The sequence below is a fragment of the Paraburkholderia sp. D15 genome, from assembly GCF_029910215.1.
Classification (GTDB): Bacteria; Pseudomonadota; Gammaproteobacteria; order Burkholderiales; family Burkholderiaceae; genus Paraburkholderia.
In genome coordinates, this window is record NZ_CP110395.1 from 2,946,204 (window position 1) to 2,959,860 (window position 13,657).

Here is a 13,657-nt window from a genome sequence, read left to right on the forward strand (position 1 = left end):
AACCGTCGTCACTCGACGTCGCGCTCAGCGCGCGTCGGGCACGGTATCGGGCACCGCCACCACCTGAACGGCCTGCCGCGCGTCGCGCAGGCCGCGCGCATACGCGCTCGCCCCCACCGGACGGCTGTACAGATACCCCTGCTGCTTGTCGCAATGGATCGCTCGCAGAAACGCCGCCTGCTCGACGGTCTCGACGCCCTCGGCGGTCACGTTCATGCCAAGCGAATGCGCCATCGCCACCACCGCCTGCGTGATCGCAATCGAGTCGCGATGATCGGGCAAGCCCGCGACAAACGAGCGGTCGATCTTCAGGTTATGCAGCGGAAAGCGTTTCAGATACGACAGCGACGAATACCCGGTGCCGAAGTCGTCGACGGAAATGCGCACGCCCATCGCGTTCAATGCGCTCAGGATCGGCAGCACGGAGTCGCTGTCGTGCATCAGCAGCCGTTCGGTGATCTCCAGCTCAAGCGCGGACGGCTCCAGTCCCGAACGCGACAGGCAGCGTTCGATCCGTTCCAGCAAACCGTCGTTGAACTGACGCGGCGACAGATTCACCGCGACGATCAGTTCCGGCGCCAGCGTGTCGCGCCACATCGCGGCCTGTTCGCATGCGCGCGCGAGCACCCACTCGCCGATCTCGGCGATCAGCCCGGAGTCTTCCGCGACCGGAATGAATTCGGCCGGCGACACGTTGCCGAGTTCGCCGTTGTACCAGCGCAGCAGCGCTTCGGCGCCGATCGTGCGGCCGTCCCGGCTATCGACGATCGGCTGATACACGAGGCTCAGTTCGTCAGCGGCCAGCGCGCGACGCAACGCCTGCTCGATCGTGAAGCGGCGTTGCAGATGCTGGTTCAGCTCGGCGGTGAAGAACTGGAAGTTGTTGCGCCCGCGCTGCTTCGCGTGATACATCGCCGAGTCGGCGTTGCGCATCAGCGTGGCGACGTCCTGGCCATCTTCGGGGAACAGACTGATGCCGATCGACGCGCCCAGGTAGTACTCGGTATCCGCCACCGCGAACGGCAGCGCGATCATGTCGAGAATGCGATGCGCGAGGCCGATCAGATACGCGGTGTTGTCGTACGAACTGACGACGATCACGAACTCGTCGCCGCCCACGCGCGCGAGCGTGTCGTCGCGTCCAATGCATGCCGACAGACGTTCGGCGACGCTGCATAGCAACGCGTCGCCGGCTTCGTGCCCGGCGGTGTCGTTGACCTTCTTGAAGCTGTCCAGATCGACGAACAGCACCGCGACGCTCGCCAGTTCCGGCATGCCCGGCGACGAACCCGGCTTGAACAGATCGCGCATGCGCTCGGTCAGATACGCGCGGTTGTAGAGACCGGTGAGCGAATCGCGGGTGGCGAGAAACTTGAGCTGGCGTTGCGCCTCGCGCACCGGTCCGATGTCGGTGAACGAGATCAGAACGGAGCCCGGTTCGGTTTCGCCGGGCTTGACGATCGGCACGACGTTTTCGGTGATCCACACCACGTCGCCGTTCACGAGTTCCACGCCGATCGTCACGCCGAGCTTCGGGCGGCAGGTCGCGAGCACTTGAACAGTCGGCAGGTCGGCCTGCGCGATGATGGAACCGTCCTCGTGAAAAGCGCGCTTCATCACCGTATGGATGCTGCGGCCGATCACGCGCGCGGTGGTATGCAGCAGACGCTGCGCGCTCGGATTGCAGGCGAGCACGATGCCCTCGCGCGACTGCACGACGATACCTTCGATCAGATGATCGACCACCAGCCGGTGATGCTCCTCGCTGTGTTCGAGGCGCTGCATCATCGCGTCCTGGTGAACGGCCAGACCGACGCTGCGGCTGATGTCGCGCAGCAGGGTTTCTTCCTCGACGGTGGGCCGGCGCGGCGCGCGGTGATAGACGGCGAATGCGCCGAGCACCACGCCGGCGTCGTTCTCGAACGGCACCGACCAGCAGGCGCGCAGCCCGAGCGGCAACGCGAGGTGGCGGAATTCATCCCACAGTGGATCGGTTTCGATGTCTTCGACGGCGACGAGCTGGCGCTCGAACATGGCCGTGCCGCACGAGCCGTTGTGCGGGCCGATTTCGGCGCCGTCGATCGCGGCGTTGTAGTGCGCCGGCAATGAGGGCGCGCCGCCGACCCGGATGTGCAGACCGTCGGCGTCGAGCAGCAGGATCGAACAGGTCGCGCCGCCGCCGATCAGCGCTTCGGCGCGGCGGCAGACTTCGTCGAGCAAAGCCGGCAGCGGCGTATTGCAGGCGATCAGCCGCAATACGCTGCGCTCGCACGCCAGCATCTCCTCGGCCAGATCCGGCCGGGCGCGCGTGTTCTCAGGCGTTGCTCCCGTTGCGCTAACGGATGTCGCTTCACAAGTCATATGTGCGCCCCCCCATCCCAACATCGGCAGCTTAGTGTACGCGGTACACCGGGGTTTACGCGAATCGGGCGCGATTTAATGCAGATGCTTTACTTCAAACGCGCAATACCCGGTCGCGCGAGGTGCAAAACCTCATAAACCGTGCGCCCCGCCGACTCGACCGGCGCCGCCGACGACAGCGTCAGCCGGATCAGCCGCCAGTTCGCGACGTCGAGCGCGGAGACCACCGCCACCGTGTCGTCGCGCTCGGCGATGCGGCGGTTCCCGGCCGCGTGTTCGGCGCGCAGACGCGCGCGGTCGTCGTGCTCGCCGATCGGCTGCTCCTCGCGGTGCAACGACAGCGCCTGTTGCGCCGGACCCTTGCGCGCGTCGAGCGGCAACCAGGTTTCGACTTCCGGACGGCCGAAGTCGTCGATCACGTTCTGGAAGCGCGCGCCCATGAAGAAGTCGGCGGTCTGCTCCGCGTCGAGCCACAGATACACGGCGGAATAGACGTTCGCGGTCGCGCCGAAACGGCCGCGTTCACGGACGACGAACGCCTTGAAACCCAAGCCCTCGGTGGCATCCCAAAGCGGGCCGCGGCGCGTCGCGCGCTCGCGGATGATGCCCATGTCATAGCTCGACGGCAAACGGTGCGAATACTGTTTGGCAAACATCGCTGACTCCTGATGAGAAGAACTGGCGATCAGCTTGCGCCCGCCCAGTCATTAGAGCAACATATGACCGAATATATCTACGATAAATTTTTGATATGTCTACCCTGCCCCGTCCACTCGATCTCGATTCGATCCAGGCGTTCGTGCTGGTCGCCGATCTCGGCAGTTTCACGCGCGCCGCCGAGATCATGGATACGTCGCAGGCCGCGATCAGCCTCAAGCTCAAGCGGCTCGAAGAGCGGCTGGGATACCGTCTGCTGGAGCGGACGCCGCGCGTGGTGCGGCTGTCGGCACGCGGCGACAGTTTCATCGGCGCCGCCCGGCAGTTGCTGCTGGCCCACGAGCAGGCGCTGGCCGGCGCCGCCGACGCGCCCGAGCGCCGTCTCAAACTCGCCATCAGCGATCACGTGGCGGGGCCGAATCTGCCCGCCTTGCTGGCGCGGCTCGCCGCTTACGATCCGTTGCTGGTCATCGAAGTGCGGATCGGCGCGTCGCGCGACGTGCTGGCGTGGTTCGAGCGCGGCGAGGTGGACGCGGCGATCGGGCGTCGCGAGGGCGGCCGGCGGGAAGGACGTGAGGGGCTTGCTGGACGCGACGAACGCGCGGGCCGCTCGAAACGCGAAATGCGGGATCGCTACGATCGGGACGACGGCCAGTTGCTCGCCGAGGAGCGGCTAGGCTGGTTCGCGGCGCCGGGCTGGCAGCATCGCGAGGGGCAGCCGCTGCGGCTCGCGACGCTGGCCGCGCCGTGTGGCATCCGCGCGATCGCCACCGAGGCGCTCGATGCGGCGGGAATCGCGTGGACCGAGGTGTTCGTGGGCGGCGGCGTGATGGCGGTCGGCGCGGCGGTCAGCGCGGGGCTGGCGGTGGCCGCGCTCGCGCATCGGGTGGCGCCGCCGGGCGCGGTGGAAGTCGGCGAGCGGCTGGGCTTGCCGGTGTTGCCGATCGCGCAGGTCGTGCTGTTGACGCGATTGAGCGATCCACGTTCGCGGGAGACCTTGCGGGCCGTGAGTTCGGCGTTTATGAGTTCGGCATATTGAAGGGGGTGTTGGTCTTCCGCGCGTCGGATCTGCGCTCGATCGACCTTGACCAACGCAGAACGATGGATCTGGGCGTTCGGATTCGCCTCGTCAGAAAGCGCATCGCGGCCATCAGGTTCGCATCCGCTTACGACGGGTTCGACAAACCGGCCACCGACGGCGGATGAAAAAGAATGGCCCGCTGTGTGCGGGCCATTCGACGTTTCTGGTCAGGTCAAGGTGAGTGCCGACTGGTTAAGTCGAGCGTGGTGTCGGGAAGCGCAAGTCTGATCCGTGATATCGCTTTCGATCAGTTGCGTTGATCAGGCGGACGGCCACGGTCGCCGCCACCGCCACCTCCACCACCGCCGCCATTTGGCGGCCGGCCTCCGCCACCTTGCGGAGGTCCGCCCGGACGACCGCCTCCGGCTCCCGGTGGCGGCCCACCTGGTCGACCACCATCCGCTCCCGGCGGCGGACCACCCGGCCTGCCTCCCCCCGCTCCCGGCGGCGGACCGCCCGGCCTACCACCGCCCGCGCCCGGCGGCGGACCACCCGGCCTGCCTCCCCCCGCTCCCGGCGGCGGACCACCCGGCCTACCTCCCCCCGCTCCCGGCGGCGGACCACCCGGCCTGCCTCCCCCCGCTCCCGGCGGCGGACCACCCGGCCTGCCTCCCCCCGCTCCCGGCGGCGGACCACCCGGCCTGCCTCCTCCCGCTCCCGGCGGCGGACCACCTGGACGCCCCGGCGGCGGCCTGCCCGCCCCCGGTCTCGGCGGCGGAGGCGGCGGATGATGCGCCCAACGCGACTGCTGCCCATACCACGGGCGGCCGCGATAGTAGTTGCCCCAATACGAGCCGATCGAAAACGTCACGATCGGCAAGCCGATCGCCACGCCGTAATTCATCACCGGCACGTTGCTGCCTTGATACGGATAGGTGAGGCGTCCCGCGTAGACCCAGCCGCGCAGATTCGGCGCGGCGACGTCGCACCATTGATAGTTGCTCAGACAGCCCATCACCGTCAGCGGTACGCCGCCGGGCAACTGGGTGACGATCGGGTAGTCCGACGCCGGACCGGCGCGCACATTGACCGTGCTGCTCGTGTAGGCCTGCGACTGCGCGTTCGCCGCGATGGGCACGGCCAGCAGTCCAGCCGCCGCGAACATGCATCGATGAAGACATCGAACGAGGGGTTGTTTCATTCTCTTTCTCCTCTGCTTCCCGCCTGTTTTACGTCTTCCAAGGGACCGGGCGCCGGACGCGGCACGCGTGACACCGGCAATTCGCGGCAATGTACAGCGACACTCAGCGGCACCCGGTGCCACTGGCGATGCCGGCGACGCCGACGATACCGCGCAGCACTCACGCGTCATTCACCCCGGTTGCACGCCGCATGCCTGAAAGCGTTCCGTCACCGCCCCCGGCCATTCATGCGTCGTCCCTTCCCGCACCGCAAGATTTCGTAACCACCCTGCCGAACTCACGCGTTGTTCCGGCGTCCGGATCGCCGCGACTGGACCGATCATCCGAGGCACGAAAAACCGATGCCTTCCCGGGAGCGCCATGAACCACCTTCGCCCGTGCCTGATTCCTTCGCTGGTCGTCACGCTATGGCTTGCCAGCGCGTCCGTGAACGCCCGCGCGGCCAGTTTCGATTGCGGCAAGGGACGCTCATCGACCGAGCAGATGATTTGCCACGATCCCGCGCTCTCCGCGCTCGACGACACGCTGGGTCAACTGTACTGGAAAGCGCGGCGGCGGGCGGTGAACCGGCGGGCGTTCATCGTCGATAGCGACAGCAAGTGGGCATGGCGGGAAGCGAATTGCCGCGACGCCGCGTGTCTTCAGACGTGGTACGCGACGCGCATCGAGGAACTGCGACGCGCGAGCGAAGGCGCAGCGGAAGTCGCGAACACGGCGGGCGTGGAACTGGACACGGAAGCGGCGAAAGCACCCGTGCCGATCACCAGGGACAAGCCAGCCAGGCCACGATCGGCACACGCACTGAGCGCCGCCACAACGCCGCTCGAATGCACGGCCTCGAACCTTGGCATCGCAATCAGCGAGCAATGCGCCACCGTGATCAAAGGCAGCAACCCGTGGCACTACACCGCGCACAACGGCGACTGGTTTTGCGGCATCGCGACGTTGCCGGCCGCCGCGGCGGAGGTCGCGGCGAACGCCGCACCGTGAACCGCGTCGCCGCCTGAGCGTGGCGACACGGCGTATAAAAAGGCGCGACACCGGCCGCGCGAACAGTGCGGCCAGTGCCCTCGGCGTGGTGCCCCTACAAAAAAACAGACTGCGACGCCCCTTACTTCGGCAACGTCCCATCCACGCCCTGCACGAACCAGTTCAGGCGCAGCAGTTCGGGATCGCTCAACGCCTTCCCCGCCGCGACCTTGACCGCGCCGGATTGATCGACGATTGGTCCGGCGAACGGATTGAAGCGTCCCGCGACGATGTCGTCGCGCTTCTGGTTCAAGGCCTTCTGCGCGGCGGGCGACACCGCGCCGGTATTGATGTCGGCGAGGTCGATCGCCTTCTCCTTCAGCCCCCACCAGACCGGCGTGTTATTCCACGTGCCCGACATCACCTGATCGACCAGATGCGTGTAGTACACGCCCCAGTTGCTCACGCACGCGCCGAGCTGCGCGTTCGGCCCGAACTTCTTCATGTCCGAATCCCAGCCGAACGCATGCACCTTCTTCTGTTCGGCGGTCTGCATGGTCGCGGTCGAATCGGTGTTCTGGATCAGCACGTCGGCGCCCTGCCCGATCAACGTTTCGGCGGCCTGCTTCTCGCGGCCCGGATCGAACCAGCTGTTGATCCACACCACCTTCACGCGAACCTTCGGGTTGACCGAGCGCGCGCCCATCGTGAAGGCGTTGATGTTGCGCACCACCTCGGGCACCGGCACCGAGCCGACGAAGCCGAGCGTGTTCGACTTCGTCGTGTACCCGGCGACGAGCCCGGCAAGGTACGCGCTCTGATACGTGCGCACGTCATAGGTGGCGAAGTTGGCGGCCTTCTTGTAGCCGGTCGCGTGTTCGAACACGGCATCCGGAAAGTCCTTCGCGACCTTCAGTTCGAAGTCCTGGAAACCGAAGCTCGACCCCACCACGATCTTGTTGCCCTTCGACGCCAGATCGCGAAACACCCGTTCCGAATCCGCCGACTCCGGCACGTTCTCGACGCGCGTCACCTTGATCCTGTCGCCGAACTTCGCCTCGACTTCCTTCACGCCCTGTTCATGCGCGTAGGTCCATCCCGCATCGCCAGGATTGCCGAGGTACACGAAGGCGACGCCGATCGGCTGCGTGGTGGCCGCCTGCGCCGCCGTACCCGGGAACGCGCAGAGCGCGCCCAGTGTGCCGAATGCCGCCGCCGCGCCGAGCGTGGTGGAGAGCATCGCCGCTGCCACGGCGCGCAGAGTCTTGATACGCAATGAACGATGCAGTGCTCGCGCCGACTTTGTTGTCATGGGTTCTCCGAGGGGATGAAGGTGCTTGCGGTCCGAGCCGCGACGCCGGGCGTACGCGGCTGGGCTTCAGCATAGGCGGCCATATTCGTCGGTCAATTTCAGCGCAAAAAAATAATTTTTATTCCGTCTGCATCGTTTTTCTAATTTTGGTGTGTCGCCAACCTGTTCGATGAAATCGGACGGGTGCATCGGCCAGGCGGTACGGCAACGGCTGCTTCAACGCGCAATATGCAGCTCATCAACGCGGCATCGCGAGATCGTCTTCAGGCGGCCCGGCGTCGCCGAACAGATCGGCGCACAGACTCTCGCCGATCTCGCTCAGGCGGGCGGTGCCGGTACCCGCCTCGCTGAAGGTGGTATGCACGAGACCGCCGTCCGTCAGCGCGGTGAGTTGCCGGCGCAGCGCGCTCATCGGCATGCCGGCCTGCTTCGACAGCTTGGCGAGCGACCACGCGCCGCCGGGGCTTTCGCGATGCGCGCGCCAGAGTTGCGAGAGTACGGCGACGAGCGCCGGGTCGATTTCGTCGTCTTCCATTTTTTGTTGCCTCCCTGGCCACGTCCACTATCGCTGACTGCCTTTCGTTGATCGCCTGCCATACCGCCTATGCGCCGCCTTCACCCCACGCGCGGCACGTCACACCATCCCCGCGACCAGCTCGCCCAACACCTTCAATGCCGCCTCGGTCTGCGCGGTCCATGGATAGCTGTAATTCAGCCGGATGAAATGACGAAAGTCGTGACGCGTCGAAAACATCATCCCCGGCCCCACGGTGATGCCGCGTGCGAGCGCCGCCTGATAGAGCCGCATCGAATCGACGTGCGCCGGCAACTCCACCCATAGCACATACCCGCCCTGTGGCGACGACATGCGCGTGCCGTCGGGAAAGAACCGCTGCACCATCGCCGTCATGATGCGCGCCTGCTGCCGGTACACCTTGCGCACATGCCGCAGATGCCGGTCGTAGCCGTCGTGCCGCAGATAATCGGCGACGGCGACCTGCGGCACAGAGGGCGTGGTCAGCGTATTCAGGAACTTCAGCTTCTCGACCTGCGCGCGATAGCGCCCCGGCAACGCCCAGCCGATCCGGTACGACGCGGTCAGACTCTTCGAGAACGACGCGCAATGCAGCACCAGCCCCTTGCTGTCGAAGCTCTTCAGCGTCGACGGCCGCGCATCGCCGAAATACAGCTCCTGGTAGACGTCGTTCTCGATCACCGGAATCTCGTGCGCGCCGAGCAGTTCGACGAGCTGGCGTTTGCGCGCGTCGGGCATCTGGAAACCGAGCGGGTTCTGGAAATTCGGCATCACCATGCAGGCGGCGATCTTCTGTTCGCCGATCGCGCGCGCCAGTGCCTCGATGTCGATGCCGTGCTCGGGATGCGTCGCGACCTCGATCGCCCGCATGCCCAGACGCTCGATCGCGTGCAGCATCGCGTAGTAGGTCGGCGATTCGACGGCCACCGTGTCGCCGGGTTTGGCGACCGCCTGCAGGCTGAGGTTGATCGCCTCGGTCGCGCCGAGCGTGATGACGATCTCGTCCGGATCGACCGGCACGCCGTTCTCGGCATAGCGCCGCGCGATCTGACGGATCAGTTCGGGATTGCCGGGCGGCAAATCGTCGATCAGATTCCAGCTCGCCTGACGGCGCGCGATCGCGTTGGCGTACTGGTTGATGCGCCGCCACGGGAACAGCGACGGATCGGGATACGGCGAGCCGAACGGCACCGCGTCGTGCGCGCGAATGCTGCGCAAGGTGGACAGCACGAGCCGGCTCACGTCGACGGCGGCGGCCACCGGTGTCGTCTGCGGCGCGGGCGGGCGCGTCAGGCGCGCGGCGGCATTCGTGGCGCCGCCGGACAACGACGTGGCCGCAGCCGGCGCCTCCAGCGCAGCCGCCACCGACGCCGCGTCGCGCACGAAATACCCGGACTGCGGACGCGTCTCCACCAGCCCGCGGCTTTCCAGCAGCGCGTACGCATGCAGCACCGTCTTGATGCTGACGCCGTGCTGCTGGCTCGCCTGCCGCACTGACGCGATCCGCTCGCCGGGCGCGAACACGCCACGGCGCATGGATTCGGTGATATCGGCGGCGAGCTTTTCGTACAGGTTCACGGACGTGGGCTCAAGGATGGATTCGCCGGGAGGCGCAATAAAGGACACGAATAAGACACGGGCAGGACACGGCGAGGACACCACGCTGATCCATTCTCATGCCCGCCGGGCAACGGCCCGCACGCCAGTCTATGACAAAAGCCCCACAACTGTATCCCTCGCCTTTCCATTTTTCTGTATGCTGCGCGATCTTTGGAACACAGTAGGCTGTCCGGTATCGGCTGACCAGGCCATGTCGACGCCCAATCCGGCGGCATCATCATGAAGAAACCCGAAGCTCGCATCGAACCCTATACGCACCCCGCCGCCGGCTGGGGCGCGCTGAAGTACGTCGCCATCAACCTCATCAAGGAAAAGGTGGCGGGCGGCAACTACCGCACGCTGCTCAAGCAGAATCAACCGGACGGCTTCGACTGCCCCGGCTGCGCGTGGCCGGACCGCGAGCACGCGTCCACCTTCGAATTCTGCGAGAACGGCGTGAAGGCGGTGGCCGCCGAGGCGACCAGCAAGCGCGTGACGCCCGCGTTCTTCGAGGAGCACACGGTCGAAGCGCTGATGGCGCAGTCCGACTTCGAACTGGAACAGCACGGCCGCCTGACCGACCCGCTCGTCTACGACGCGCTGCGCGACCGCTACGTGCCGATCGGCTGGGACGAAGCCTTCGACCTGATCGCGCGCCACCTGAACGCGCTCGACAATCCCGACGACGCCGCCTTCTACACCTCGGGCCGCGCGAGCAACGAAGCCGCGTTCCTGTATCAGCTGTTCGTGCGCATGTACGGCACCAACAACTTCCCCGATTGCTCGAACATGTGCCACGAAGCGACCAGCCGCGGCCTGCCGGGCACGGTCGGCATCGGCAAGGGCACGGTCACGCTCGACGATTTCGAACATGCGGACACGCTGCTGATCTTCGGCCAGAACCCGGCCACCAACCATCCGCGCATGCTCGGCGAACTGCGCGAATGCGCGAAGCGCGGCGCGACCATCGTGTCGATCAATCCGCTGAAGGAACGCGGCCTCGAACGTTTCGCGAGCCCGCAGCATCCGGTGGAAATGCTGACCATGGGCAGCACGAAGATCAGCTCCGTGTTCATCCGCCCGAAGGTCGGCGGCGATTTCGCGCTGATCAAGGGCGTCGCCAAACGCGTGATCGAACTGGACGACGAAGCGCTCGCATCCGGTCTCGAACGCGTGCTCGACGTCGCCTTCATCGCCGAACATACGGTCGGCTTCGCGGCTTTCGCGGACGATCTGCGCGCGCAAAGCTGGGACACGGTGATCGCCGAATCCGGCGTGCCGTTCGAAGACGTGCTGAAGCTCGCCGACATCTACGTGAAGGGCCGCGCGGTGATTTCGACGTGGGGCATGGGCCTCACGCAGCACAAGAATTCGGTGCCGACGGTGCAGTTGCTGTCGAACCTGATGATGATGCGCGGCAATATCGGCCGGCGCGGCGCGGGCCTGTGCCCGGTACGCGGCCATTCGAACGTGCAGGGCGACCGCACGGTCGGTATCGAGGAACGGCCGACCCAGGCGTTTCTCGACCGCCTCGGCGAGGTCTACGATTTCGAGCCGCCGCGCGAGCACGGGCTCGACGTGGTGAATACGATTCAGGCGATGCTGGACGGCAAGGTGAAAGTGTTCATCGGCCTCGGCGGCAATTTCTCGATCGCGACGCCGGACACGCCGCGCACATGGGACGCGATGCGTTCGTGCGCGCTGACCGTGCACATCACCACCAAGCTGAACCGCAGCCACCTCGTGCACGGCCGCGACGCGCTGATCCTGCCGACCCTCGGGCGCACCGAGATCGATCTGCAGAACGGCGTCGCGCAGGGCGTGAGCGTCGAGGACTCGATGAGCATGGTGCACATCTCGTACGGGATGAACAAACCGGCGTCGGAGAATCTGCTGTCCGAAATCGCGATCGTCGCGCGCATGGCGCAGGCGACGCTCGGCAGCGACAAGGTGGACTGGCTCGCGCAGGCGGCCGATTACGCGCTGATCCGCGACGGCATCGCGCAGGTGATCGACGGGTTCCAGGACTACAACGAGCGTCTGAAGAACCCCGGCGGCTTCCACCTCGGTGTCGCATCGCGCGACCGGATCTGGAAAACGCCGAGCGGCAAGGCGCAATTCCTCGTGCACGCGATCGCCATGGATACGCCGATCCATCAAGCGCGCAAGCAGCACGGCGAGCGCCTGATGACCTTGATGACCACGCGTTCGCACGACCAGTACAACACCACGATCTACGGTCTCGACGATCGCTATCGCGGCGTCTATGGACAACGGCGCGTGCTGTTCGCCCACAAGGACGACATCGCGATGCTCGGTTTCGCCGCCGGTCAGCGCGTGGACATCACCAGCGTCTGGGCCGACGGTATCGAGCGTCACGCGGACGGTTTTCTGCTGGTGGAGTACGACATTCCGCGCGGCTGTCTCGGCGCCTACTATCCGGAGACCAATCCGCTGGTGCCGCTCTCGTCGGTCGCCGACGGCGCGGGCACGCCGACGTCGAAGTCGATTCCGGTGCTGTTGAAGGCGTCCCGGGTTCAAGTGGAAGCGGATCGCGTCAGCGTCGTCGAGGCGGACGACGCCGTGACGGCGTGATGCTTACTTTGCGGGAACGCCCGAGGTAGAGGCAGCAGCAACGGCAGAGGCAGCGCCCTGCTTCGCCAGATCGCGCTGCGTCAGATACAGGCGCAGATCGAATTCGATCTGGTGGTAACCCGGCTGCATGAATTCGCACAGTCGATAGAAAGCCTTGTTGTGATCGCTTTCCTTCAGATGCGCGAGTTCATGCACGACGATCATCTTCAGAAACTCCGGCGCGGCGCTTTTGAACAGCGACGCGATGCGGATTTCCTTCTTCGCTTTCAGCTTGCCGCCCTGCACGCGCGAGATGCTGGTGTGCAGACCGAGCGCATGACGCATCACGTCGAGCTTGCTGTCGTACGTGACCTTGTCGATCTGTTCGGCGCTGCGCAGATGCTCGCGCTTGAGATCGGCACAGTACGCATATAACGCGCGGTCCGTCTGCACGTCGTGGGTATCCGGATAGCGCGCGGCCAGCCAGGCGCCGAGCTGGTCGTCGGCGATCAGTTTCCTGACCTTGTCGAGCAGCGGCGCCGGATAGCCGCTCAGGTATTTCAGTGGCGTCGGTTGATGCATCATGCCGGCCGAAGGTTGTCCTCGCAATCGTCCCAGTAGCGCAGCGGATCGCGGTGCGCGGGATATTGCGCGTCGAGCCAGTCGGACAGCACTTTCCATTGCGGGTGGCTTGGGCCGCTGCGCGTGTCCCAGAACGAGTCCTTGAGCACCGCGTTCTTGCGCGCGCGATCCCGCACGACGATCCGGCAGTGGTCGTTCTGATCGTGGAACTCCGCCTTCAGGTAGTAGCGCGGCAGAACCAGCAGCGTCGCGCCTTTCACGAGCCGCCCTTCCGCACGCACCACCCCGCTGCTTTCGATGCGCAGCACGCCATCCACCGACTTGTCCGCGATCCAGCCGACAGGCAGGCGAACCACGCATTCGTCCTTGCCGATCTTGATCCAGTCCATCCGCCATGCGTGCGTAAGCGCATCGCGCAAAGCGGCGGCATCGGCGTAACCCGGCGGCAGGTCGAATTCGGCGGGCAGCACGACGAGCTGATCGTCCGCCGGCACGTAGCGGTCGGAGGTCGCGAACGGATCGTCGCCGAACGGATTCGCGGGCCGGCTCGCGGCCTTGGCATTGCTTGCGGCAGGCAGGCCGCCGAACAGGCTTTCCGCGGCCTGGCGGGCGCGCTTCGATTTTTCGTTACTCATCGCGTTGTTCCTGGTGGTCTGCTTTGAACGTCCAGACGTCCTCGTCGCTCGACGCGCCGACGCTCAGGTTCGTGCCCGCCGTCTTCGGTGAAGCGGTTGAAGATGTTTTTTCCATCCGCGAAGTCTAACCTGGCCCATGCTCCGCCATGCGTAACGCCCGCTGCGCGGCGTCGGCCGCGCAGCGGGCGTCGGGTGCGACGGGGGCGTCGG

11 protein-coding genes are annotated in these 13,657 nt (G+C 65.9%); 3 read left to right on the forward strand and 8 right to left on the reverse strand.

Annotated elements, in window-relative coordinates:
- Positions 1-24: 24 nt before the first annotated feature.
- Together LFL96_RS12615 and LFL96_RS12620 are read right to left on the reverse strand one after the other, a co-directional pair.
- Positions 25-2,361: an EAL domain-containing protein gene (locus LFL96_RS12615; protein WP_280995574.1), complete on the reverse strand. Its 2,337-nt coding sequence runs from the start codon at positions 2,359-2,361 to the stop codon at positions 25-27.
- Between the two features lie 89 nt (positions 2,362-2,450).
- On the reverse strand, positions 2,451-3,017 hold the full coding sequence (locus LFL96_RS12620) for a DUF4865 family protein (RefSeq protein ID WP_280995575.1): 567 nt from the start codon (positions 3,015-3,017) through the stop codon (positions 2,451-2,453).
- Positions 3,018-3,112: 95 nt separating this feature from the next.
- On the opposite strand from LFL96_RS12620, the gene LFL96_RS12625 reads away from it, so the two are divergent.
- Positions 3,113-4,057 carry a LysR family transcriptional regulator gene (locus LFL96_RS12625; RefSeq protein WP_280995576.1) on the forward strand — a complete coding sequence of 315 codons (945 nt, stop codon included), beginning with the start codon at positions 3,113-3,115 and terminating at the stop codon, positions 4,055-4,057.
- 289 nt (positions 4,058-4,346) lie between these two features.
- On the opposite strand, the gene LFL96_RS12630 is transcribed toward LFL96_RS12625, so the two are convergent.
- The gene (locus tag LFL96_RS12630; RefSeq protein WP_280995577.1) at positions 4,347-5,240 is read right to left on the reverse strand and encodes an SH3 domain-containing protein; all 894 of its coding nucleotides are present in this window, start codon (positions 5,238-5,240) and stop codon (positions 4,347-4,349) included.
- A gap of 361 nt (positions 5,241-5,601) precedes the next feature.
- Between LFL96_RS12630 and LFL96_RS12635 the strand changes: the two genes are divergently transcribed.
- Positions 5,602-6,231 (forward strand): hypothetical protein, encoded by a 630-nt coding sequence (locus tag LFL96_RS12635; RefSeq protein WP_280995578.1) that lies wholly within the window; start codon positions 5,602-5,604, stop codon positions 6,229-6,231.
- A gap of 121 nt (positions 6,232-6,352) precedes the next feature.
- Here LFL96_RS12635 and LFL96_RS12640 read toward each other — a convergent pair whose 3' ends face one another.
- The 3 genes from LFL96_RS12640 to LFL96_RS12650 form a co-directional block, all read right to left on the reverse strand.
- Positions 6,353-7,522 (reverse strand): BMP family ABC transporter substrate-binding protein, encoded by a 1,170-nt coding sequence (locus LFL96_RS12640; protein WP_280995579.1) that lies wholly within the window; start codon positions 7,520-7,522, stop codon positions 6,353-6,355.
- Positions 7,523-7,760: 238 nt separating this feature from the next.
- Positions 7,761-8,057, reverse strand: coding sequence for a helix-turn-helix domain-containing protein (locus LFL96_RS12645; protein WP_280995580.1), 297 nt, complete (start codon positions 8,055-8,057; stop codon positions 7,761-7,763).
- A 99-nt stretch (positions 8,058-8,156) separates the two neighbouring features.
- Positions 8,157-9,635, reverse strand: a complete 1,479-nt coding sequence (locus LFL96_RS12650; RefSeq protein WP_280995581.1) for a PLP-dependent aminotransferase family protein — start codon at positions 9,633-9,635, stop codon at positions 8,157-8,159.
- A gap of 261 nt (positions 9,636-9,896) precedes the next feature.
- Here LFL96_RS12650 and LFL96_RS12655 point away from each other — a divergent pair, with 261 nt between their 5' ends.
- The gene (locus LFL96_RS12655) at positions 9,897-12,251 is read left to right on the forward strand and encodes an FdhF/YdeP family oxidoreductase (protein WP_280995582.1); all 2,355 of its coding nucleotides are present in this window, start codon (positions 9,897-9,899) and stop codon (positions 12,249-12,251) included.
- Positions 12,252-12,254: 3 nt separating this feature from the next.
- On the opposite strand, the gene LFL96_RS12660 is transcribed toward LFL96_RS12655, so the two are convergent.
- Together LFL96_RS12660 and LFL96_RS12665 are read right to left on the reverse strand one after the other, a co-directional pair.
- Entirely contained in the window at positions 12,255-12,812 is a 558-nt protein-coding gene (locus LFL96_RS12660) for a M48 family metallopeptidase (protein ID WP_281000724.1), read from the reverse strand.
- A complete protein-coding gene (locus LFL96_RS12665; protein WP_280995583.1) occupies positions 12,812-13,447 on the reverse strand; it encodes a hypothetical protein in 636 nt (211 codons plus the stop codon). The genes LFL96_RS12660 and LFL96_RS12665 overlap by 1 nt, the downstream gene beginning before the upstream one ends.
- Between the last annotated feature and the right edge of the window lie 210 nt (positions 13,448-13,657).

Excerpts from the sequence above, each read along its gene's own strand:
- LFL96_RS12630 (WP_280995577.1), bottom strand. The coding sequence starts at position 5,240 with ATGAAACAACCCCTCGTTCGATGTCTTCATCGATGCATGTTCGCGGCG.
- LFL96_RS12625 (WP_280995576.1), top strand. The coding sequence starts at position 3,113 with ATGTCTACCCTGCCCCGTCCACTCGATCTCGATTCGATCCAGGCGTTC.
- LFL96_RS12635 (WP_280995578.1), top strand. The coding sequence starts at position 5,602 with ATGAACCACCTTCGCCCGTGCCTGATTCCTTCGCTGGTCGTCACGCTA.
- LFL96_RS12645 (WP_280995580.1), bottom strand. The coding sequence starts at position 8,057 with ATGGAAGACGACGAAATCGACCCGGCGCTCGTCGCCGTACTCTCGCAA.
- LFL96_RS12660 (WP_281000724.1), bottom strand. The coding sequence starts at position 12,812 with ATGCATCAACCGACGCCACTGAAATACCTGAGCGGCTATCCGGCGCCG.
- LFL96_RS12640 (WP_280995579.1), bottom strand. The coding sequence starts at position 7,522 with ATGACAACAAAGTCGGCGCGAGCACTGCATCGTTCATTGCGTATCAAG.
- LFL96_RS12655 (WP_280995582.1), top strand. The coding sequence starts at position 9,897 with ATGAAGAAACCCGAAGCTCGCATCGAACCCTATACGCACCCCGCCGCC.
- LFL96_RS12615 (WP_280995574.1), bottom strand. The coding sequence starts at position 2,361 with ATGACTTGTGAAGCGACATCCGTTAGCGCAACGGGAGCAACGCCTGAG.
- LFL96_RS12620 (WP_280995575.1), bottom strand. The coding sequence starts at position 3,017 with ATGTTTGCCAAACAGTATTCGCACCGTTTGCCGTCGAGCTATGACATG.
- LFL96_RS12665 (WP_280995583.1), bottom strand. The coding sequence starts at position 13,447 with ATGAGTAACGAAAAATCGAAGCGCGCCCGCCAGGCCGCGGAAAGCCTG.